This is a genomic window from Devosia yakushimensis, assembly GCF_030159855.1.
GTDB classification, from domain to species: Bacteria; Pseudomonadota; Alphaproteobacteria; order Rhizobiales; family Devosiaceae; genus Devosia; species Devosia yakushimensis.
Genome location: NZ_BSNG01000001.1, coordinates 51,582 through 70,836 on the forward strand (window position 1 = coordinate 51,582; position 19,255 = coordinate 70,836).

General features: G+C 64.5%; 18 protein-coding genes and 1 riboswitch. Of the genes, 9 read left to right on the plus strand and 9 right to left on the minus strand.

Translation table 11 applies throughout. The annotated features are described in order from the left end of the window. The first annotated feature begins 56 nt into the window (after positions 1 to 56). Positions 57 to 1,190 carry a patatin-like phospholipase family protein gene (locus QQL79_RS00220; RefSeq protein ID WP_284386788.1) on the plus strand — a complete coding sequence of 378 codons (1,134 nt, stop codon included), beginning with the start codon at positions 57 to 59 and terminating at the stop codon, positions 1,188 to 1,190. A 41-nt stretch (positions 1,191 to 1,231) separates the two neighbouring features. Here QQL79_RS00220 and QQL79_RS00225 read toward each other — a convergent pair whose 3' ends face one another. The 3 genes from QQL79_RS00225 to QQL79_RS00235 all read right to left on the minus strand — a co-directional run bounded on the left by QQL79_RS00225 (position 1,232) and on the right by QQL79_RS00235 (position 4,982). Next, complete coding sequence (locus tag QQL79_RS00225; protein WP_284386790.1) at positions 1,232 to 2,425, minus strand: MFS transporter; 1,194 nt, start codon at positions 2,423 to 2,425, stop codon at positions 1,232 to 1,234. Positions 2,426 to 2,485: 60 nt separating this feature from the next. Next, positions 2,486 to 3,475, minus strand: a complete 990-nt coding sequence (locus QQL79_RS00230) for an AraC family transcriptional regulator (protein WP_284386792.1) — start codon at positions 3,473 to 3,475, stop codon at positions 2,486 to 2,488. 292 nt (positions 3,476 to 3,767) lie between these two features. Next, a complete protein-coding gene (locus QQL79_RS00235; RefSeq protein ID WP_284386794.1) occupies positions 3,768 to 4,982 on the minus strand; it encodes an MFS transporter in 1,215 nt (404 codons plus the stop codon). A 127-nt stretch (positions 4,983 to 5,109) separates the two neighbouring features. On the opposite strand from QQL79_RS00235, the gene QQL79_RS00240 reads away from it, so the two are divergent. Beyond that, positions 5,110 to 5,718, plus strand: coding sequence for a TetR/AcrR family transcriptional regulator (locus tag QQL79_RS00240; protein ID WP_284386795.1), 609 nt, complete (start codon positions 5,110 to 5,112; stop codon positions 5,716 to 5,718). An 80-nt stretch (positions 5,719 to 5,798) separates the two neighbouring features. Then, positions 5,799 to 6,869, plus strand: coding sequence for an LLM class flavin-dependent oxidoreductase (locus tag QQL79_RS00245; protein ID WP_284386797.1), 1,071 nt, complete (start codon positions 5,799 to 5,801; stop codon positions 6,867 to 6,869). 163 nt (positions 6,870 to 7,032) lie between these two features. On the opposite strand, the gene QQL79_RS00250 is transcribed toward QQL79_RS00245, so the two are convergent. The 6 genes from QQL79_RS00250 to QQL79_RS00275 all read right to left on the minus strand — a co-directional run bounded on the left by QQL79_RS00250 (position 7,033) and on the right by QQL79_RS00275 (position 12,911). Beyond that, positions 7,033 to 7,392: a cytochrome C oxidase subunit IV family protein gene (locus tag QQL79_RS00250; protein ID WP_284386799.1), complete on the minus strand. Its 360-nt coding sequence runs from the start codon at positions 7,390 to 7,392 to the stop codon at positions 7,033 to 7,035. A 6-nt stretch (positions 7,393 to 7,398) separates the two neighbouring features. Then, entirely contained in the window at positions 7,399 to 8,121 is a 723-nt protein-coding gene (locus tag QQL79_RS00255; RefSeq protein ID WP_284386801.1) for a heme-copper oxidase subunit III family protein, read from the minus strand. After that, complete coding sequence (locus QQL79_RS00260; protein ID WP_284386803.1) at positions 8,118 to 8,837, minus strand: cytochrome c oxidase subunit 3; 720 nt, start codon at positions 8,835 to 8,837, stop codon at positions 8,118 to 8,120. Before QQL79_RS00260 ends, QQL79_RS00255 begins: the two co-directional genes overlap by 4 nt. Beyond that, entirely contained in the window at positions 8,834 to 10,603 is a 1,770-nt protein-coding gene (locus QQL79_RS00265) for a cytochrome c oxidase subunit I (protein WP_284386804.1), read from the minus strand. The genes QQL79_RS00260 and QQL79_RS00265 overlap by 4 nt, the downstream gene beginning before the upstream one ends. 75 nt (positions 10,604 to 10,678) lie before the next feature. Continuing rightward, positions 10,679 to 11,470, minus strand: a complete 792-nt coding sequence (coxB, locus tag QQL79_RS00270; protein WP_284386805.1) for a cytochrome c oxidase subunit II — start codon at positions 11,468 to 11,470, stop codon at positions 10,679 to 10,681. Between the two features lie 511 nt (positions 11,471 to 11,981). After that, positions 11,982 to 12,911 carry a GlxA family transcriptional regulator gene (locus QQL79_RS00275; RefSeq protein WP_284386806.1) on the minus strand — a complete coding sequence of 310 codons (930 nt, stop codon included), beginning with the start codon at positions 12,909 to 12,911 and terminating at the stop codon, positions 11,982 to 11,984. Positions 12,912 to 12,999: 88 nt separating this feature from the next. On the opposite strand from QQL79_RS00275, the gene QQL79_RS00280 reads away from it, so the two are divergent. The 6 genes from QQL79_RS00280 (at position 13,000) to QQL79_RS00305 (ending at position 19,193) form a co-directional block, all read left to right on the plus strand. After that, entirely contained in the window at positions 13,000 to 14,127 is a 1,128-nt protein-coding gene (locus tag QQL79_RS00280; RefSeq protein WP_284386809.1) for a DJ-1/PfpI family protein, read from the plus strand. A gap of 111 nt (positions 14,128 to 14,238) precedes the next feature. Further along, positions 14,239 to 14,634, plus strand: coding sequence for a (R)-mandelonitrile lyase (locus tag QQL79_RS00285; RefSeq protein ID WP_284386810.1), 396 nt, complete (start codon positions 14,239 to 14,241; stop codon positions 14,632 to 14,634). A 55-nt stretch (positions 14,635 to 14,689) separates the two neighbouring features. Then, a riboswitch (cobalamin riboswitch) is annotated at positions 14,690 to 14,901 on the plus strand. Between the two features lie 324 nt (positions 14,902 to 15,225). After that, a complete protein-coding gene (locus QQL79_RS00290) occupies positions 15,226 to 16,254 on the plus strand; it encodes an LLM class flavin-dependent oxidoreductase (RefSeq protein ID WP_284386812.1) in 1,029 nt (342 codons plus the stop codon). Then, the gene (locus tag QQL79_RS00295) at positions 16,251 to 17,246 is read left to right on the plus strand and encodes an ABC transporter substrate-binding protein (RefSeq protein ID WP_284386814.1); all 996 of its coding nucleotides are present in this window, start codon (positions 16,251 to 16,253) and stop codon (positions 17,244 to 17,246) included. The genes QQL79_RS00290 and QQL79_RS00295 overlap by 4 nt, the downstream gene beginning before the upstream one ends. A 64-nt stretch (positions 17,247 to 17,310) precedes the next feature. Next, complete coding sequence (locus tag QQL79_RS00300) at positions 17,311 to 18,423, plus strand: FecCD family ABC transporter permease (RefSeq protein ID WP_284386816.1); 1,113 nt, start codon at positions 17,311 to 17,313, stop codon at positions 18,421 to 18,423. After that, positions 18,420 to 19,193 (plus strand): ABC transporter ATP-binding protein, encoded by a 774-nt coding sequence (locus QQL79_RS00305; protein ID WP_284386818.1) that lies wholly within the window; start codon positions 18,420 to 18,422, stop codon positions 19,191 to 19,193. Before QQL79_RS00300 ends, QQL79_RS00305 begins: the two co-directional genes overlap by 4 nt. Positions 19,194 to 19,255 lie beyond the last annotated feature (62 nt).

Here is a 19,255-nt window from a genome sequence, read left to right on the forward strand (position 1 = left end):
GCTCTGGACAGAAGCCGCTTGCTGCGCCAATTCTGGGCAATGCGGCGGAGGGTGCTATGGCCAGGCAGGGCTTTTCCAGGCTGAGGGGTTTGGTCACGGCGGTGGGCATGGCCCTGTTGCTGGCAGGCTGCACCACGACCTCCCGAACCCCCTATAGCCTTGCCGAAGACGGCCAGGCGAGCATTCCGGGCATTCCGGCGGCGCGGTTCTGGGCCGACGACAGCAAGGAGCTGGTTGCCAATGTGGGGCGCGTCGCGACCGGGTCGCAGGTGAAATTTCTGGCGCTTTCGGGCGGTGGCGCCTCGGGGGCCTATGGCGCGGGGTTCCTCGCCTGCTGGAGCAAAACCGGACAGCGGCCGGCCTTTTCGGTGGTGAGCGGGGCGAGCGTGGGAGCGCTGATCGCGCCCTTCGCCTTTCTCGGCCCGGCCTATGATCCGGTATTGACGCAGATGTTCACCTCGGGGGAAACCGATGGCCTGCTGCAATTTGCCGGGCTTTCGGGCCTGTTCGGAACGGGCTTGTTCCGCGATGAGCCACTGGCGCGGCTGGTCGACAAATATGTCACCCCGCAATTGCTGGCCGCCATTGCGGCTGAGCATGCCAAGGGCCGGGTGCTGACGGTTGTCACCACCAATCTCGATTCCCAGCGCACCGCGGTTTGGGACATGGGCGCCATTGCCAGCAGCAGGGACCCGCATGCCTTTGCGCTGTTCAAATCGGTGCTGCTGGCTTCGGCCAGCATTCCGGGCGTGTTCCCCGCCGAGCTGATCAAGGTGCAGGCCAATGGCCGCAGCTTCAGCGAAATGCATGTGGATGGGGGCGTAACGGCCAATATCCTGGTGGTGCCGGAGGCCATTTTGACCTCCCGCGTTTCGGCCAATGGCGCCAAGGTCGAGGTCTATGCCATCGTCAATGGCAAGCTCGGTCCCGATTTTTCGGTGGTCGATCCGCAGATCCTGCCCATTTTCCAAAGGGCGTTTGAAACCGCGATCAAGGCCAATACGCGCAATTCGTTGATTGCGAGCATGGAATTCCTGCGCCGGCTCGGAGGCAGCCTCAAGGTGACGGCCATTCCCGAGACGGCCGAGGGGATTGCCGCCACCGATTTCGACCGGGCCAAGATGACCAGGCTCTATGATTTCGGTTGTGCCGCCGCGCAAAGCGGCGACCGCTGGGCTGCCAGCCTGTAGCAAAACCCCTTCCCAGGCTTTGGGAAGGGGGCTGATGGGCATCAGCTGCGCGGTTGCAGCAGGGCCAGAAGCATGGTCAATCCCGCCAGCACGGCGGTAAGGGCGAGCGTGCCGGCAACAGTGACGCCATCCACGATATAGCCGCCGACCACGGCGCCCACGGCGATGGCGACCTGGAAGCAGACGACCATGAGGCTGCCCGAGGCTTCCAGGGCATCGAGCGCGGCGCGCGACAGATTGGTCTGCAACACGATCGGCGCGGTGCCGAAGGCAAAGCCCCAGAGCGCCACGAAGCCGAAGGCGGCGCCGGTATAGCTGCCCCAGAGCACCAGGGCGAGGGCGGCTATGCCCAGCGTGGTGCCGGTGGTGGCCAATGCCGCCCGCACATTGGCGTCGGCCATGCGGCCGCCCGCGACATTGCCAATGACGCTGGCAACGCCATAGCCGAGCAGGGCCCAGGCAACGGCGCTGGCGGGCAGCTGGGTCACCTGTTCGAGGAAGGGGCGCACATAGACGAAGCCTGCAAAGTGCCCGGTGACCAAAAGCAGCACGGCGAGCATGCCGAGCTGGATGCCCCGGCGGCCCATCAGGCGGAAGACATCGCCAAGGCTGGTGCCCTTGCCGGCCGGCAGGCTGGGCAGGCTCACCAATTGCAGCAGCATGGCGATGGCGGCCGCGCCGGCGGTTGCGGCCATGGCGGTACGCCAGCCCAGCCAGTCGCTGAGCAGGGCGCCGATCGAGGGGGCGGCAATGGTGGCGAGCGACACGCCGACAAAGATGATGGACATGCCCCGGCCCAGCGAATTGACGCCGACCAGCCGCGCCACGACGGCGGCCGAAAGCGACCAGAAGCCGCTGAGCGCAATACCGAGCCCGGCGCGGGCCAGCAGCAATATCCAGAAATCGGTGGCTATTGCCGCCAGGATATTGGAGGCGATGGCCAGGGCGCTCAGCCCGACCAGCACCGCCTTGCGACTGAGCCGGCCGATGGCGACATTGGCGAACAGGGCGGCGACGGCGCCCACGCTGGCCGTGGCGGTGACCACCTGGCCGGCCGTGCCTTCGCTGATGCCGAGATCGGCCGCCATCGGCGTCAACAGGCCCGCGGGCAGGAATTCGGCTGATACCAGGGCGAAGGTGGCGACCGACATGGAAATGACCGCCAGCCAGGTGCTGGTGCTCCAGCGGGCCTGCGCCGCCGCGTCGCCGTCCAGCGGCATACTTGTGTCTGTCATTGAAGAGTCTCCAGAATTTGGAGGGTCTTCATAGACGAGCTCATTCGGACGATCTGTGTCCTACAATCCGAATTCCATGCCCGTTTGTCCGGAAGGTGTGCGACGAGCCGCACCGGGCGATTGGCCGGTGGTGCGCTTGAAGGCCCGGGCGAAGGAGGCTTCCGATTCATAGCCCAGCCGTGACGCGGCTTCGGCAATTGTCAGCTCGCCCTGTCCGAGCCATTCCTGGGCCAGCTGCATGCGCCAGCGCGTCAGATAGTGGGCCGCGCCTTCGCCCAATAGCGTGCTGAAGCGTTCGGCAAAGACCGAGCGCGATTGCCCGGCAGTGGCGGCCAGGCTTTCCACCGTCCAGCCATGGCCGGGGTCGCGATGCATGGCGGCCAAAGCCCGGCCCACATGCACATCGCGGATGGCCGCCAGCCAGCCGGTGGTGGGACTGCTGGTGCAGTCGAACCAGCAGCGGATGAGGCGGGCGGTGAGGAGGTCGGCCATGCGCGAGAGAATGGTAGCCCCGCCCATGCGATGCTGGCCGGCTTCGGCCGTCATGGCTTCGAGCAGGGGGGTGACCACGGGATCCTTGGTGGCGACATCGCAACTGCGGATCACCGGTGGCATGAGATCGAGCAGGGGATGGAGCGCCCTGGCGCCCAGCACCATGGAGCCGCTGAACAGCGTGCTGGTCGGCCCGGGTCCCTCCTGCATGACCTCGCAGACATTGCCGCCAAAGCGGGTGACCTGGCAGCTCCTGAGCGCATTGCAGGGCACATCGGGCGCGCTGGCGAGGCGATGCGCTATGCCCTTGGGCAGCAGCACCAGGTCGCCATCGTTCAATTCCAGCCAACCCTGCTGCTCGGTATAGAGCCAGCATGGCCCCTGGCTGACGAAATGGAAGCGCAGCAGGGGCTGTTCGGGAAAGGCAATGCCCCAGGGATGGCGCAGCTCGCAGCGGCCATAATTAACCCCGCTCAGGCGAAAATCCTGCAAGACCTCGCTCAGCGCATCCATCGGAACGCTGGGGGACAGGGCGGGTGCGGACGAACGATCAAGCATGGGTGGATATTATGCATTGATCGTCTGGTGGGCAAGGGGCGGCTTTGACGGTTGGGCGGCGGCGGCCTCGGCTGGTTCTCCCACATCGCGGTTGATTGGGCGGCCTTGGCACGACCGCCAAGCCTCGAATCAGAGACACCATGCCCCTCCCACCCACAATCGCTTCCCTCGGGCTTGACCCGAGGGCTATTTTCAACCCGGCACAAGCGGCGAGTGGCCCTCGGATCAAGCCCGAGGGAAGCGGCGGTGGGTGGGGAAGACGGTACCCCAAGCATCCGAGCGGACCCGCATCTCACTCCGCGGGCTGAGGATGAGCATCCGCGCAATCGGAGCCGCCCGCGAGCGTCTTTTGCCCCAGCAGGATGGTGGTGAGCGCCAGTGCGGCGGCGATGACCGAGACCCAGAAGCCATTGGCGGGGCCATAGGTGTCCACCACCCAGCCGGTGAGGAAAGCACCGAGCGCCATGCCGATGCCGATGCCGGTCACCACCCAGGTAATGCCCTCGGTGAGGATGGCGGCCGGCACGCGCCGTTCGACCAGGCCGAAAGCGGTGATGAAGGTGGGCGAGATGGCGACGCCGCTGACAAAGACGGCCACGGCCAGGAGCGGCACGTTATCGACGAAGAGCAGCGGTATCGCGGTTATGGCCAGCACGGAGAGAGCGATGGCCAATTGCCGTTCCAGCGCCATTTTGAGATTGAGCGCACCGATGATCAGCCCCACGACGAAGGAGCCGACGGCATAGACGCCGATGACGAGGCTGGCCGCGCCGGGCTGTCCCAGTTCCTCGGTGATGGCGACGACACTGACTTCGGCGGTGGCGAAAATGGCGCCGACGAAAATCAGGGCCAGGGTAATGATCTGCACCGGACGCTGCCAGATGGCCGATGCGCCGGAGGCTTCCGCGCCGCTGCGCGTTTTGGGCTGGGTGGCGCGTTGCACGATGAAGGCAAAGCCGCCCAGCGCGAGCAATATGGTGCTGACCACAAGGCCCGCTTCGGGGAAGAGGGAGACGCTGAGCCCCACCGAAAGCGACGCGCCGGCAATATAGACCAGCTCGTCGGCTGCCGATTCGAAGGCAAAGGCGGTGTTCAGCTCCGGCCGGTCGCGGAACAATTCGCTCCAGCGGGCGCGCAGCATGGCCGGAAAGCTGGGCATGACCGAGGCGCCCAGCGCTGCCGCAAAGAGCGTCCAGGCAGGCCAGCCCTGATTGGCGGCCAGCACCAGAACGGCGAAGGCGATGACGGCGATGATGGTGGTGGGCGCGAGCACCCGGGCCTGGCCGAGCCGGTCGACCACGCGGGAGATTTGCGGGGCAAGGAGCGCATTGGTCAGCGCATAGGCGGCCGAAACGGCGCCGGCGAGCCAATATTCGCCATGGGTCTGGGACAGCATGGCGACGATGCCGATCGGCGCCATGGCGATGGGCATGCGGGCAAAGAAGCCGGCACTGGCAAAGGCCTTGGCTCCGGGGGCTTTGAATATTTCTGCATAGGGGTTCGACATTTCGGACCGTCCTCGACATGAATGAAAGGCCCTCATGCAGTTCGCATACGGGGCGTATGGGAAACAGGTAATGGCATACGATCCGTATGTCAATTGACATTCGAGCCGTATGTGAGTAGGTATCGGTATGACACGCAGAACCCGTCAGGAAATGATCGTCGAGACCCGCGCCAAGCTCCTGGCCGCGGGGCGGCAGGCCTTTGCCACGCTGGGCTATGCCGAGGCCTCGATGGATGATTTCACCGCCGAAGCCGGGCTGACGCGCGGCGCGCTCTATCACCATTTCGGCGACAAGAAGGGGCTGTTCGAGGCCGTTGTCGCTGAGATCGACGGGGAAATGACCCTGCGCCTCAAGGAGAGAGCCGCCAGGGCCCCGAGCCGCTGGGAAGGCTTTGTCGAGGAGGGGATCGGCTATATCGAAATGGCGCTCGAGCCCGAAATCGGCCGCATCATGCTGCGCGACGGTCCGGCCGTCATGGGCGATCCGGCCTCCTGGCCGAGCGCGAATGGCTGCATCATGGCCATGAAGACCAGCCTTGATGCGCTCCTGGCCGAGGGCGCCATCCGCGATATCGATACCGAGGCAACGGCTCGCATGGTGACGGGCGCATCCTGTTATGCGGCGCAATGGATCGCCAATGCGGAGGACCCGGTCGCGACGTCCAAACGCGCTACTGCCGCCTATCGCCAACTGGTCGAGGGGTTGTTGCGGGAGGCGCCGGAACGGCCGCATTAGGCCCAGCGAAAAGCAAAGCTTCGCCGATGCGCTGTTCAAAATGACGGGATTGGCCCCGGCATTGCCGCTAGCTTTCGAGCATGAGCAGCACTTCCGAATTCCTCTGGTACATTCCCAATGACGTGAAGCCCGGTCATCGGGGTGACACGGCCAGTGACGGCCATAACAGCCTTGAGACTTTGACCAGCCATGCCAGGGCCCTGGAAGAGCATGGCTGGCGGGGCGCGTTGATCGGCACGGGCTGGGGGCGGCCCGATACCTTTACCCTCGCCGCGGCGCTGGCGGCGCGCACGACGACTTTCGAGCCGCTGATTGCGATCCGGCCGGGCTATTGGCGGCCGGCCAATTTCGCTTCGGCGGCGGCAACGCTCGATCAGCTGACCGGCGGACGAGTACGGATCAATATCGTTTCGGGCCAGGACAATCTGGCCGCCTATGGCGACAGCGAAGGCGATCAGGCCCATCGCTATGCCCGCACCAGGGAATTCATGGCCCTGGTGCGCCGGCTCTGGACCGAGGAGAATGTGACCGCGGCGGGCGAGCACTTCCAGGTGGCGGGTTCGACCGTGGTGCCCCGAATCGAAGCACGGGGCGAGCGGCTCCATCCCAAACTCTATTTCGGTGGCGCTTCGGATGCGGCCGAGCGCGTGGCGGCCAGCGAGGCCGATGTGCAGCTCTTCTGGGGCGAACCGCTGGCCGGCATTGCCGAGCGGATCGAGCGGCTCAAGGCCCTGAGCAAGGCCGTGGACCGCGACCTGCCGGCGCTGGAATTCGGGCTGCGGATCACGACGCTGGTGCGCGACACGACGGCGGAGGCCTGGGCCGATGCCGAGGCGAAGGTCGCGGCCATGGCCGAGGGACAAAGCGGGAGATGGAGCGATCACAAGCGGGCCGTCGCGGTGGGGCAGCAGCGCCTGCTCGATCTGCAGGCCCAGGGCGATGTGCTCGACGACAATCTTTACACCGCGCCGGGCCGCCATGGCGGTGGCGGAGCGGGAACGACCTGGCTGGTCGGTTCAGCTGCTGATGTCGCCAATGCGCTGCGCAAATATGAGGCGCTGGGCATTACCCATTTCGTCTTGTCCGACACGCCCTATCTCAACGAAATCAAACGGCAGGGCCAGCACTTGTTGCCGCTGCTGCGGGGGTGAGACCGCCGTACGGCCGCAAGGAGGTCAACACTCACGGCGTCATTCCCGCGAAGGCGGGAATCCATTCTGCTTGTCGGGATGCTTCCAGAAAGAGTGGATTCCCGCCTTCGCGGGAATGACGCTGTGGTTGTGTACGGGCTGCGGAACGAACCTAGAAGAGCCCTCACGTCCCCCCGTTGAGGAACAGCACCCGGGTCAGCAGGGTGTGGTGGGATTCCAGCGCCATCAGCGCCACGAAGACCAGGATCAGGACCGGCGGCACCAGGATGGCGTAGCTCAGCGCCAGCCGTTCCCAGCGCATATGCATGAAGATCGAGACGATGAGCCCGGCCTTGAGCAGCATCAGCACGACGATCAATCCCCAGCGCAAGAGGCCCTGGAATTGCAGGATATCGACCATGTAGGAGCCGACGCTGAGGATGAAGAGCCAGACCCATACGGTGAGATAGAGCCGGATGGGATGCTGCTGGTTCTCGTCATGGCTGGCGGTGGGCGTTGCGGCGGCTGTCGCTGAATGACTCATCTCGTTTCACCACAGGTAGAAGAAGGCGAAAATGAAGACCCAGACCAGATCGACGAAGTGCCAGTAGAGGCCCATGATTTCGACGATCTCATAGCGTCCCTTGCGGGCGGTGAAGAAGCCGGGTCGGCCGGTATCGAAATCCCCGCGCCAGACTTTTCGGGCCACGATCAAAAGGAAGATCACCCCGATGGTGACGTGGGTGCCGTGAAAGCCGGTGATCATGAAGAAGATGGCGCCGAATTGCTGGGCGCCGAAGGGATTTTCCCAGGGGCGGACGCCCTCGGAAATCAGCTTGCTCCATTCAAAGGCCTGCATGCCCACGAACATGGCGCCGAAGAGGGCGGTCAGCAGCATGAGAATCGCGGTTTTCCTGCGGTCGCGGCGATAGCCGTAATTGACCGCCATGGCCATGGTGCCGCTCGAGGTGATCAAGACGAAGGTCATGATGGCGATGAGCAGGAGCGGCATGTGGTGGCCGGCAATCTCCAGCGAAAACACTTCGCTGGCATTGGGCCAGGTCACGGTCGTTGACATGCGCGCCGTCATGTAGGAGAGCAGGAAACAGCCGAAGATGAAGGTGTCGCTGAGCAGGAACACCCACATCATCACCTTGCCCCAGGAGGCGGTCTTGAACGAGCGCTGGTCGGAGGACCAGTCGGCGACGATGCCGCGCAGGCCGGGAACCCGCGCCGAAGTCTCGTGCGAGGGCGTTACGGCAGGATCGCTCATGGCAGACCTCCTTGCGACAGGATCTGGCCGCACAGGGCCAGGAATTCACCGGCCGAGCCGGACAGCACCGCCAGCAGCAGCGCCCAGATCAGCAGCATGAACAGCCAATAGGTGGCGGAAAGCTCGACGCTGAGCCGGATGCGGTCGGCACGGTCGCGCCGCCTGATCCGCTCGAACGTGCCGGCCAGGGCGAACATGCCGCCGATCACGTGCAGGCCATGGGCCGCCGTCATCAGGTAGAAAAAGCTGTCGGCGGGGCCGGAATTGACGAAATTGCCTGACGCCGCCAGCATGCGCCAGGCGGCGAATTGCCCGACCAGGAATAGCAGGGCGCAGAAGCTGGCGATGAGCACGCCAGCGCGCACCAGGGCGGTGTCGCCGCGTCTGGCGGCCCAGAGCGCCCATTCGAGTGCAATGCCGGTGCCGAGCAGGGTCAGCGTATTGGGCCAGACGATCCAGGGCAGGGGCATGGTCCGCCAGTCCAGCCCCTCCGAACGCAGCAGATAGCCAGTGATCAGCAGCGCAAAAAGCGATCCCACCACGGCCAGGAACACGCCCAGTCCCACTTGCGCCGGGGCATAGGGGCTGGGATTGGGGGCAGCCAGGCCACCGGCGGAATCGACTTCGAGCCAGGGCTTGGTCGCCAGCCCATGGCGCGACAGGAACCAGCCCACGATCAGGGTGAGAATCGCGATGAAACCCAGAATGGCGCTCATCCGGGATCTCCCTTGGTCACCGGCCCGGGCTCGTTCTGGGGAATGAAATCCTCCTTGGCGCCGGGCACGCTGTAGTCATAGGCCCAGCGATAGACATTGGGCAGGTGATCGCCCCAATTGCCATGCGGCGGCGGGGTGGTGGGGGTCTGCCATTCCAATGTCGTGGCGCGCCAGGGGTTGGGGCCCGAGGGCTTGCCGTGGCGCAGGCTCCAGATGAGATTGAAGACGAAGACGATCTGGGCGAAGCCGACAATGAAGGCCATGATCGAGATGAAGGCGTTCAGCTGATGCGCCGAGTCCGACATGATCATGATATCGGCCGTGTCGAAATAGCGCCGGGGCAGCCCCATCAGGCCTAGATAATGCATGGGGAAGAAGATGAGATAGGCACCCAGGAAGGTGACCCAGAAATGGAACTTGGCCATGCCGTCGCCAAGCATTCGCCCGGTGACCTTGGGATACCAGTGATAGATGGCTCCGAAAATGACCAGGATCGGCGCCACCCCCATGACCATGTGGAAGTGCGCGACCACGAACATGGTATCCGACAGGGGTACATCGACCACCACATTGCCCAGGAACAGGCCCGATAGGCCCCCATTGACGAAGGTGACGATGAAGCCCAGCGCGAACAGCATGGGCGGATTGAAATGGATATCGCCGCGCCATAGCGTCAGCACCCAGTTGTAGACCTTGATGGCCGTGGGCACGGCGATGATCAGGGTGGTGGTGGCAAAGAAGAACCCGAAATAGGGGTTCATGCCGCTCACATACATGTGGTGCGCCCAGACCACGAAGCTCAATACGCCAATGCCGACAATGGCCCACACCATCATGCGGTAGCCGAAGATGTTGCGGCGGGCATGGGTGCTGATGAGGTCGGAGACGATGCCGAAGGCGGGCAGGGCGACGATATAGACTTCAGGGTGCCCGAAGAACCAGAACAGGTGCTGGAAGAGGATCGGGCTGCCCCCGCCATAGCTGAGCTGTTCGCCCATTTCGACCAGGGTGGGCATGAAGAAGCTGGTGCCCAGATATTTGTCGAACAGCATCATCACCGCGGCGACGAACAAGGCCGGAAAGGCCAGCAGTGCCATGACGGTGGCGACGAAAATGCCCCAGATGGTGAGGGGCAGGCGCATCAGCGTCATGCCGCGGGCCCGCGCCTGCAGCACGGTCACGGTATAGTTGAGCCCGCCCATGGTGAAGCCGATGATGAAGATGATCAGCGACACCAGCATGAGCATGATGCCCCATTGCTGGCCCGGCGTATTGGAGAGGATGGCTTGGGGCGGATAGAGCGTCCAGCCGGCGCCGGTCGGTCCGCCCGGCACGAAAAAGCTGATCACCAGCAGCATGACGGCGACGAAATAGAGCCAGAAGCTGAGCATATTGGCATAGGGGAACACCATGTCCCGGGCGCCCACCATCAGCGGAATGAGGTAATTGCCGAAGCCCCCCAGGAACAAGGCGGTCAGCAGATACACCACCATGATCATGCCGTGCATGGTGATGATCTGGTAATAGCGGTCGGCGTCGATGAATTCGACCAGGCCCGGGAAACCCAGCTGCAGGCGGATCAGCCAGGACAGCACCAGCGCCACAAAGCCGATGACCAGAGCGGTCGCCGAATATTGCACGGCGATAACTTTGGCATCCTGCGAGAAGACATATTTCGTCCACCAGCTATGCGGGTGGTAGAGTTCCATATCCTCGATTTCGGCGGGCGGTACCGTGGCGCTCGCTTCATGGGGGATGTCGGCCATACGCTCCTCCTCAAGTCTCCTCTTTAGTCAAACCGGCCGTCTTGGTGCGGCCTTGGGCAATGCTCTCTCCTCGGTTCAGGAGGCGAGGCTGGCAAACGTCGCCTGCGACGCCAGCCATTCCTGGTATTCCTCGTCGGTCACGACATTGACCGTGCCGCGCATATAGGAATGTCCCACGCCGCACAGTTCGGCGCAGAGAATTTCATAGGTTCCGGTCTGGGTCGGGGTGACCCAGAAATAGGTGACCGAGCCGGGGATCATGTCCATCTTGGCGCGGAATTCGGGCACGTAGAAATCGTGCAGCACATCGATCGAGCGCAGCAGGAAGCGGACCGGCTTGTCCACGGGGATGTAGAGTTCGCCCCCCTCAACCACCAGGTCGTCCTGCCCCAAGGGGTCCTGGTTATTGATGCCCAGCGTATTGTCGGCGCTGATCAGGCGGTTATCGGCGCTGCCGAGTTTGCCATCGGCGCCGGGCAGGCGGAAATTCCACAGCCATTGCTGGCCGACCACTTCGATATCGGTGGCCGTTTCGGGCACTTCGACATATTGCGCCCAGACGAACAGGCCCGGGGTCAGCATGGCGATGACGCCGCCGGCGGTGATGGCGGTGAGCCAGCCTTCGAGCCGCTTGTTTTCCGGCTCATAGCTGGCCTTGCGGCCTTCCTGGTGGCGGAAACGGTAGAGGCAATAGGCGACGAACAGCACCACGGCGGCAAAGACCACGCCGGTAATCGCGAAGGTCAGCACCAGGGTCGAGTCGATATAGCCCCAGTTCGAGGCCAGCGGGGAAAACCACCAGGGGCTGAAAAAATGGAACAGGATCGACGCGACGACAATGACGACCATTATGACGGCAACGATCACGACCTCTCACCCCCATCTGTGAGGGGCGTTCGGAGCGCGGCAGCCAGCCTCGTCCCGCCATGCACAAGCGGACCCGGACGGCCATGATTTTGCACTCTGGTCATTCGCATGGCCACGCTCCGTGCATCACCCCCTCCGGTGACCTCAATGCAGGAACAGACACGACGCTAGACAGTGCGGAGCGCCGATCGTTTGCGGCGCGGCTCACTCAAGACAAAGGCTGTCATTGACGTGACAAAATGTCAACGTGTTGTCGCAAAACCCGATTTGGCGGCTGTGTGGGCGGCAGATTGGGGCTCGTATCGCCCGCGGCGTCATTCTGGCCTCTACCCATTTCGCACCATCCCTCCACCCCACCGCGCCTCCCTCGGGCTTGACCCGAGGGTCACTCGCCACTTGTGCCGAGTTGAGAAAGGCCCTCGGGTCAGGCCCGAGGGCGGCGCGGTGGATGGGAGAGGTGTGATGACCACGGATACGCCATCACCCACATAACGCCCCCCGCAAAACGCCCCTACGGCGCGCGCCGCAGGGCCTGGGGCGGCCGGCCAAGGGCGCGCAGGAAGGCGCGCCGCATCTGCCCGGCGTCGTGAAAGCCCGATTGCCGCGCAATCTGCTCGAAACTGCCAAAGCCGTTTTCCACCGCTTCCTGCGCCAGCCCCACGCGCAGTTTTTCCACCGCCCTGGCGGGGGTGGTGCCCACATCCCTCTGAAAGGCGCGGGCGAAATTGCGCGGGCTCATGGCCATGTGACCGGCCAGTTGTTCGACGCTGAGCGGCTCGGCCGGATTGGCCTTGATCCAGGCGATGAGCTTTTCAAAGCGCCCGGAATGGCCGCCCATTTCGAGCAGGGCCGAAAATTGCGACTGGCCGCCGGTCCGGCGCTTGTGGACCACCAATTGCTGGGCTGCCCGCTGGGCGATTGCCGGCCCCAAATCGTCTTCGATCAGCGCCAAAGTGAGGTCGATGCCCGCCGTGATGCCGGCCGAGGTCCAGATATCGTCATGGCGGGTGAAGATGCGGTCGGGCTCGAGCTCGACCCGGGGATAGAGGCGGCGGAAGCGTTCGGTGCTGTCCCAGTGGGTGGTGGCGAGGCGGCCATCCAGGCGCCCCGCTTCGGCCAGGAGAAAAGCGCCGGAGCAGACACTGGCCAGCCGCCGCGGCCGGATCCCACCCAGCCAGGCAATGATGGCGCGGAATGCCTCCATGTCCCGGATCAACTCGCCACCGGACACGATGATGGTGTCGAGGCCCTTCTCCGCCAGCGCCGTGGCGCTGAGCGTCAGGCCGGACGAGCTGACGACCGGGCCGGGTGTGGCGGCCAGCAGGTCGACATCGTAGCCGTGGGGCGAAAACCGCGATGCCATCTCGAAGGCGGCGATGGGGCCGGTGGCATCGAGAAGCTGGAAACCGGGATGAATGACGATACCGATCCGGCGGCGCATGGCAGTATTTGCTCGATTTATGTCATTTCAGACAGGATCGCGCAGGATTATTGTTGCGTCAACGGCCATCGCATCGGGAGGATGGAGCATGAAACGCGTTGTCATCACCGTCGTCATAATCGCGCTGGCCCTGGGGCTTGGCGGGTTCGGCATCTGGGTGGGCAATCTGCCGCCCGGCTCGACGGCCGCTCCCATGCCGGTGCCCGCTACCGAAACCGCCGCGACACTCCAGGCCCTGGCGCCCCGCAACGAGCGGCCGGTCATCGCCATTATCGGCCTCAACGACGCGACCGAGACCACCGATTACCTGATGCCTGCCGGCATATTGCGCCGCGCCGATATTGCCGATGTGCAGCTCCTGGCCACCGAGGAGGGGCCGGTCAGCCTTTATCCGGCGCTCAGCGTCCTGCCCGACGCCACCATTGCCGCTTTCGACGCCGCCCATCCGCAGGGGGCCGATTATGTCATCGTGCCGGCCATGAGCCGGGATGATGATCCGGCCGTCATGGCCTGGCTGCGCGAGCAGGCGGATAAGGGCAGTACGATCATCAGCGTCTGTGCCGGCGCCAAGGTGGCCGCCGCTGCCGGACTACTCGAGGGCCGGCGCGGCACGACGCACTGGTTCTACCTCAAGGAGCTGCTGGGCGAGCATCCGGGCATCCATTACGTCGCCGACCGGCGCTTTGTGGTCGATGGCCGCATTGCCAGCACCACCGGCATCAGCGCTTCCATCCCCATGGCGCTCACCCTGATCGAGGCGATCGCCGGCCGCGCCAGGGCTGAGCAAGTGGCGGATGAAATCGGGGTGGGCCAATGGGACGCCAGCCATGACAGCAGCGCTTTCCGCCTCACCCGGCCCTTCGTTACCGCCGTCATGGGCAATGTGCTGGCCTTCTGGCAGCGCGAGGAGATCGATCTGGCGCTGACGCCCGATTTCGATGCCGTGTCGCTGGCGCTGGTCGCCGATGCCTGGTCGCGCACCTATCGCTCCCGCGCCCTGACCAGTGCCCCGGATGCCGAGCCAATCGCCGACCGCGACGGCATCCGCATCCTGCCCGACCGCATCGGGGCGGCGGGCGCCGCCATCGCCCCACCGGGCCTCACCAAACCCGCCGCAGCGCTCGATGCGACATTGGCCGAAATCGCCGGCCGCTATGGCGGGCCCACGGCCAATGTGGTGGCCATGCAGCTCGAATATCCGGCCAAGGCACTTTGATTGATGCGCCTGGTCCATAAGCGCATGCGAAAAATGGCGGCTAATCTCCGGGCCGGGCGGGCGCTATAACAGGTCTTTGTCAGCGGCGGAGAGCCGCCAAGGAGCCTGGTCATGAAGATTACCCGCGCGGGCGCGACGCCATCCAATAAAGGACCGGCCGATTGGTTTACCGGAGCCGTGCGCATCGATCCGCTCTTCCAAACCGAGCCAGGCCGCACCCAGGGCGCCTCGGTCACCTTCGAGCCCGGCGCGCGAACGGCATGGCATACCCATCCGCTCGGGCAGACGCTGATCGTCACCGCCGGCGCGGGCTGGGTGCAGCGCGAGGGCGGACCGGTCGAGGACATTACGCCGGGCGATGTCGTCTGGTTCGAGCCCGGCGAAAAGCACTGGCATGGCGCCCGCGCCACAACCGGCATGAGCCATATCGCCATCCAGGAAGCGCTCGATGGCAAGGTGGTGGAATGGCTGGAACAGGTCGCCGACGAGGACTATCGGGGAAACTGAAGCCTCTTGCGCCGCCCGGCCCCTTGGCGCCCTTGCCCTCGCCTCGTCGCCGTGCCATTGAGAGGACAGCTTTGGTTCCGCCAATGATGCGCGGATTAAAAGGGAACACGGTGCGGATTACCCATCAGGGGCCAATACCGTGGCTGCCCTCGCAACTGTAAGCGGCAAGCCTTTCGCAGACACGCCACTGGATCGAACCGATCCGGGAAGGCAGCGAAAGACATCCGAGCCGCGAGCCAGGAGACCTGCCCAAGCGCAAGACCATGAAGCTGGGCGAGGTGTCCCGGCAGGGGGCAGGGAATGAACACGCCACAATACCGGGCGGGAGTACAGGTCTTTGCATCCTCGCATGAGGATCAAAGGCTCGATGCATCCTGATTTTACTCAATATTTTGCGCCGCTAGGGGTGCTGGACCTGACATCACCCACGGTGTCATCCCGGCGAAGGCCGGAATCCATGTCCGCATCTATCCCCGACCACCGGGGCAGGTGGATGGTCCGCAGCATGGATCCCGGCCTTCGCCGGGATGACACCGCGCATCTAAACACCCCCAGAGCAAACGCTTTGGCCACACCGGCCTCCACCCAACCATGAGAGTGGATATTGCCGGGTTCACCCGCGGCGCCAAGGCGCTTGATCATCAGGCCGTGCTGGGCTTTTGCGCGCGCATGGACCGATTGGGCTATGATGGTATCTGGTTCAACGAGTTCCACTTCCAGCAGCCGCCCGATCCCTATCCCTCGACGCTCCTGCTGGCCGCGAGCATTTTTGCGCGCACCGAACGCCTGCGGGTCGGCACCTCCATCGTGGTCCTGCCGCTCTATCATCCCTTCCTGCTCGCCGAGCAGGTGGCGCAGCTCCATTTCCAGAGCGGCGGCCGGTTCGATTTCGGCATCGGGCGGGGCACGTTTCCCACCACCTTGCAGGCACTGGGCATTGAGCCGGCGCATTCGCGCGCATTGTTCGAGCAATCCTTCGCGCTGATGCAGGCAGCCTGGCATGGCGCCACGCTGGCGCCGGCCGATGGCATCTGGCCCGCCTCGGATCATGCGGTGGGACCGCTGCTGGCGCCGGGCGAGCGGATACCGGTCTATGTGGCGGGCTCGACGCCGGAAACCATGGCGCTCTGCGTCACCCATGGCCTGCCCTTGCTCTTGAGCCTTGAGCCCTCCGAAGTCCGGCAATTGGGCGTTTATGATGCCCTCACGGGCAATGTTTCCGGCCGCTATCCCGCCGATTTCTCGATTTCGCGCTATGTCACCATTGCGGCGGATAGAGCCGCTGCGCTGGAGGCCGTCGATGGCCTGCTGCCCCGGCTCTATGACCGCCGCCTTCGCTATGCCAAGGCGCAGAACCGGCCGCTCGAGACCATCAGGCCCATTGATCGCGACGCCTTTCTCAACCAGCAGATGATCTCAGGCAGTCCCCAGGATTGCTTCGAGCAACTCACCGCCCTGCGGCAGGCCACCGGCATCGACAGCATCAGGCTGATCTTCAATTGCAATGGCGAGATTGCCGACGACGAGGCCGAGGCCATGGCGAGCCTGTTCGGCCGCGAGGTTCTGCCCGCGCTGCAAGCCCTTCCCGAGATTTCATTCCAACCCGAGGCCGTTTCATGACTCTGCATGGTTTTTCCCGCTCCATCTTTTTGTCCGGTGTCGCCGCGCTGGCGCTGGCAATGCCTGTCCTGGCCCAGGATGGGCTCTATCCGCTGACCGATGACAATTGCGGGGTCTCTACGGTCTATGACGCGGCGCCGCAGCGCGCGGTGACGCTTTCCAACAATGCCACCGAATTGATGCTGGCCCTTGGCCTCGAAGAGCAGATGGCCGGCACGTCCTACATGGCCAATCTCACCATCAGTCCCGCCTATGCCCAGGCCTATGCTGGTATTCCGATCCTCTCCCCGCTGGTCGCCACCACCGAGCAGCTGATCGATGCCGAGGCCGATTTCGTCTATGCCGGCTATCCCGATGGCTTCAGCGAATCCCGCCATACCCGCGACCAATTGCACGATCTGGGCATGAAGACGCGGCTCAATGTGGAGGGCTGCAATCTGGGCGCCTTCGGCTTCCCGCAGCTGTTTGACGAAATCCGCTCCGTGGCCGGCATTTTCGGCGTGGCTGACCGGGGCGAGGTGCTGATCGACGCTCTCTCTGTCCGTCTCGATGCGGTCCGGATCGCCTTGGGCGATGCCCCGTCCATTCCGGTCTTTATCTATAATGGCGGAGACAGCGCGCCCAATGCCGTGCTGGGCAATACGCTGCTGTCACAGGCCGTGGCCGCGGCGGGTGGCGAGAATATCTTTGCCGATGTGGCCAATCGCTATGGCGCGGTGAGCTGGGAACAGGTGGCCGAGCGCGAGCCCGAATATATCGTGGTCTTCTATTCCGGTACGGCCGGGGGCCAGGCGGTCGCCGATCCCGACAAGGAACTGGGGCAGGCCCGCATCGATATTCTCAAGGCCACGCCCGCCATTGCCAATGTGCCGGCTGTGCTCAATGACCGCTTTATCCTGGTCAATTCGGTGCAGGGCCAGCCCGGTCCCAGCACGGTGGATGCCGTCGAAAGCATGGCCCGGGCCTTCCACCCGGAAGCCTTTGGCCAATAGGCGAACCATGATGCACCACCGCTCAGACATGGTCGCAAGCCCAAACCAGAGCAGGTTGCTGGGCGTGCTGCGCTCCACCCGGGCCGAGCATGAGGGCGCGGTCGTGCCCGCTCCCTCTGTCCCGGAGGAGCGGCGCTCGCTGCTGTCCTATGGCCTTGCCATGGTGCTGCTGGCATGTCTGTTGCTCGTGCTTATGCTGGCCGGCTTGATGCTTGGTTCGGTCCAGGTGCCGGCTCAGACCGCGCTCGGCGTCATCGTCAATGCCGTGGCGGGCACCGAGATTGTTCCCGCCACCTGGCGCGGCGTCTATGAAACCATCATCATCGAAACACGGGTGCCGCGCGTGATCCTCGCCGCCGTGGTGGGGGCGACCCTGGCGGCAACCGGCATGACCATCCAGGCCATTGTCCGCAATCCCCTGGCCGGTCCCAGCATTCTGGGCGTGTCCTCGGGCGCGGCCACCGGGGCGGTGATCGTCATGCGCTGGGGCCTCATCAGCCTTGGCGCCTTCACCCTTTATTTTTCGGCCTTTGCCGGGGCGCTGGCGACGCTCATCATCGTCTTCTGGGTGGCGCGCAGCGGTGGGCAGATGACCCCGACGCGGCTGGTGCTGGCCGGCATCGCCATGAGTTCGGTCTTGAGTGCGCTCACCAGTCTTTTGGTCCTCACCTCGCCCGATCCGCAATTGGCGGCGCGGGTGCTGTTCTGGACGCTGGGTGGGTTCGGGTCGGCGCAGTGGAAGCTCTTGCCCCTGCCCATTGCGGCACTGGTCATCGGCCTGGGGCTGATGCTGGTCCAGGCGCGGCGGCTCAATCTGTTGATGGCGGGCGATGAAAGCGCGGCGGCTTTGGGGCTCAATATCAACCGCTTCCGCCAGGTCATGTTCGTGCTCACCGCGGCGCTGACCGGGGTCATGGTGGCGGTCTCGGGCGTCATCGGCTTTGTCGGGCTGATCGTGCCTCATATCGTGCGGTTCCTGGTCGGGGCCGACCATCGCCGGGCCTTGCCAGCCGTGGCGCTGGTCGGTGCCAGCTTTACCGTCGGCGCCGATCTCGTCGCCCGCACGCTGATCTCGCCGCTCGAATTGCCGGTCGGCATCGTCACCGCCCTGGTCGGCGGTCCCTTCTTCATCTGGCTGTTGCGCCGCGATGCCAAAACCGGGGAGCGCCCGGCATGAGCATCGAGCCCGGCAGCCTGCACCTGAGCAATGTCAGTTTCGCCGTGGGAGAGCGCCTCCTTGTGCGCGATATCTCGCTGGATGTCGCGCCGGGCGAGATGATCGGCCTGCTCGGTCCCAATGGCGCCGGCAAATCCTCCCTGCTGCGCACCATCTACCGCACCAATCGGCCCAGTTCGGGCACGGTGCTGGTCAATGGCAGGAATGTCTGGCAGCAATCGGCAAGCTGGGCCGCCCGTCATGTCGGCGCGGTGCTGCAGGACATGCCGGCCGATTTCCCCCTCACCGTGCGCGACGTCGTCGCCATGGGCCGTTCGGCCCACAAAAAACTGCTCGAAGGCGATAGCGCGCATGATCGGGCGCTGATCGAGGCGGCGCTCGAATTGCTGCAATTGGTGCCCTTGCACGGGCGGCTGTTCCGCACCCTTTCGGGCGGCGAGCGCCAGCGGGTCCTGGTCGCCCGGGCACTGGTGCAGCAACCCGCCGTCCTGGTGCTGGACGAACCCACCAACCATCTCGATATCCATCACCAGCTGCAATTGCTGCGCTTCGTGCAGAGCCTGGGCATCACCGTGATCGCCGCTTTGCACGATCTCAACCTCGCCGCCATGTTCTGCGACCGGCTCTGCCTGCTCCATCACGGCGAGATGGAAGCGCTGGGCACGCCCGAAGAGGTATTGACCACCGACAACCTCGCCCGCGTCTTCCGGGTCGAAGCAACGCTGACGCGCAATCCGCGCACCAATAGCGTCTGGGTCATGCCGGCCTGAATTCGCCAGTCTGCATCCTTGCGACCAAATGGGGCTTGCTGTAGCCTTGTTGGGCACGCCGA

Excerpts from the sequence above, each read along its gene's own strand:
- QQL79_RS00245 (WP_284386797.1), top strand. The coding sequence starts at position 5,799 with ATGAGCAGCACTTCCGAATTCCTCTGGTACATTCCCAATGACGTGAAG.
- QQL79_RS00305 (WP_284386818.1), top strand. The coding sequence starts at position 18,420 with ATGAGCATCGAGCCCGGCAGCCTGCACCTGAGCAATGTCAGTTTCGCC.
- QQL79_RS00230 (WP_284386792.1), bottom strand. The coding sequence starts at position 3,475 with ATGCTTGATCGTTCGTCCGCACCCGCCCTGTCCCCCAGCGTTCCGATG.
- QQL79_RS00295 (WP_284386814.1), top strand. The coding sequence starts at position 16,251 with ATGACTCTGCATGGTTTTTCCCGCTCCATCTTTTTGTCCGGTGTCGCC.
- QQL79_RS00290 (WP_284386812.1), top strand. The coding sequence starts at position 15,226 with ATGAGAGTGGATATTGCCGGGTTCACCCGCGGCGCCAAGGCGCTTGAT.
- QQL79_RS00225 (WP_284386790.1), bottom strand. The coding sequence starts at position 2,425 with ATGACAGACACAAGTATGCCGCTGGACGGCGACGCGGCGGCGCAGGCC.
- QQL79_RS00240 (WP_284386795.1), top strand. The coding sequence starts at position 5,110 with ATGACACGCAGAACCCGTCAGGAAATGATCGTCGAGACCCGCGCCAAG.
- QQL79_RS00285 (WP_284386810.1), top strand. The coding sequence starts at position 14,239 with ATGAAGATTACCCGCGCGGGCGCGACGCCATCCAATAAAGGACCGGCC.
- QQL79_RS00265 (WP_284386804.1), bottom strand. The coding sequence starts at position 10,603 with ATGGCCGACATCCCCCATGAAGCGAGCGCCACGGTACCGCCCGCCGAA.
- QQL79_RS00235 (WP_284386794.1), bottom strand. The coding sequence starts at position 4,982 with ATGTCGAACCCCTATGCAGAAATATTCAAAGCCCCCGGAGCCAAGGCC.
- QQL79_RS00250 (WP_284386799.1), bottom strand. The coding sequence starts at position 7,392 with ATGAGTCATTCAGCGACAGCCGCCGCAACGCCCACCGCCAGCCATGAC.
- QQL79_RS00220 (WP_284386788.1), top strand. The coding sequence starts at position 57 with ATGGCCAGGCAGGGCTTTTCCAGGCTGAGGGGTTTGGTCACGGCGGTG.
- QQL79_RS00275 (WP_284386806.1), bottom strand. The coding sequence starts at position 12,911 with ATGCGCCGCCGGATCGGTATCGTCATTCATCCCGGTTTCCAGCTTCTC.
- QQL79_RS00280 (WP_284386809.1), top strand. The coding sequence starts at position 13,000 with ATGAAACGCGTTGTCATCACCGTCGTCATAATCGCGCTGGCCCTGGGG.
- QQL79_RS00260 (WP_284386803.1), bottom strand. The coding sequence starts at position 8,837 with ATGAGCGCCATTCTGGGTTTCATCGCGATTCTCACCCTGATCGTGGGC.
- QQL79_RS00255 (WP_284386801.1), bottom strand. The coding sequence starts at position 8,121 with ATGAGCGATCCTGCCGTAACGCCCTCGCACGAGACTTCGGCGCGGGTT.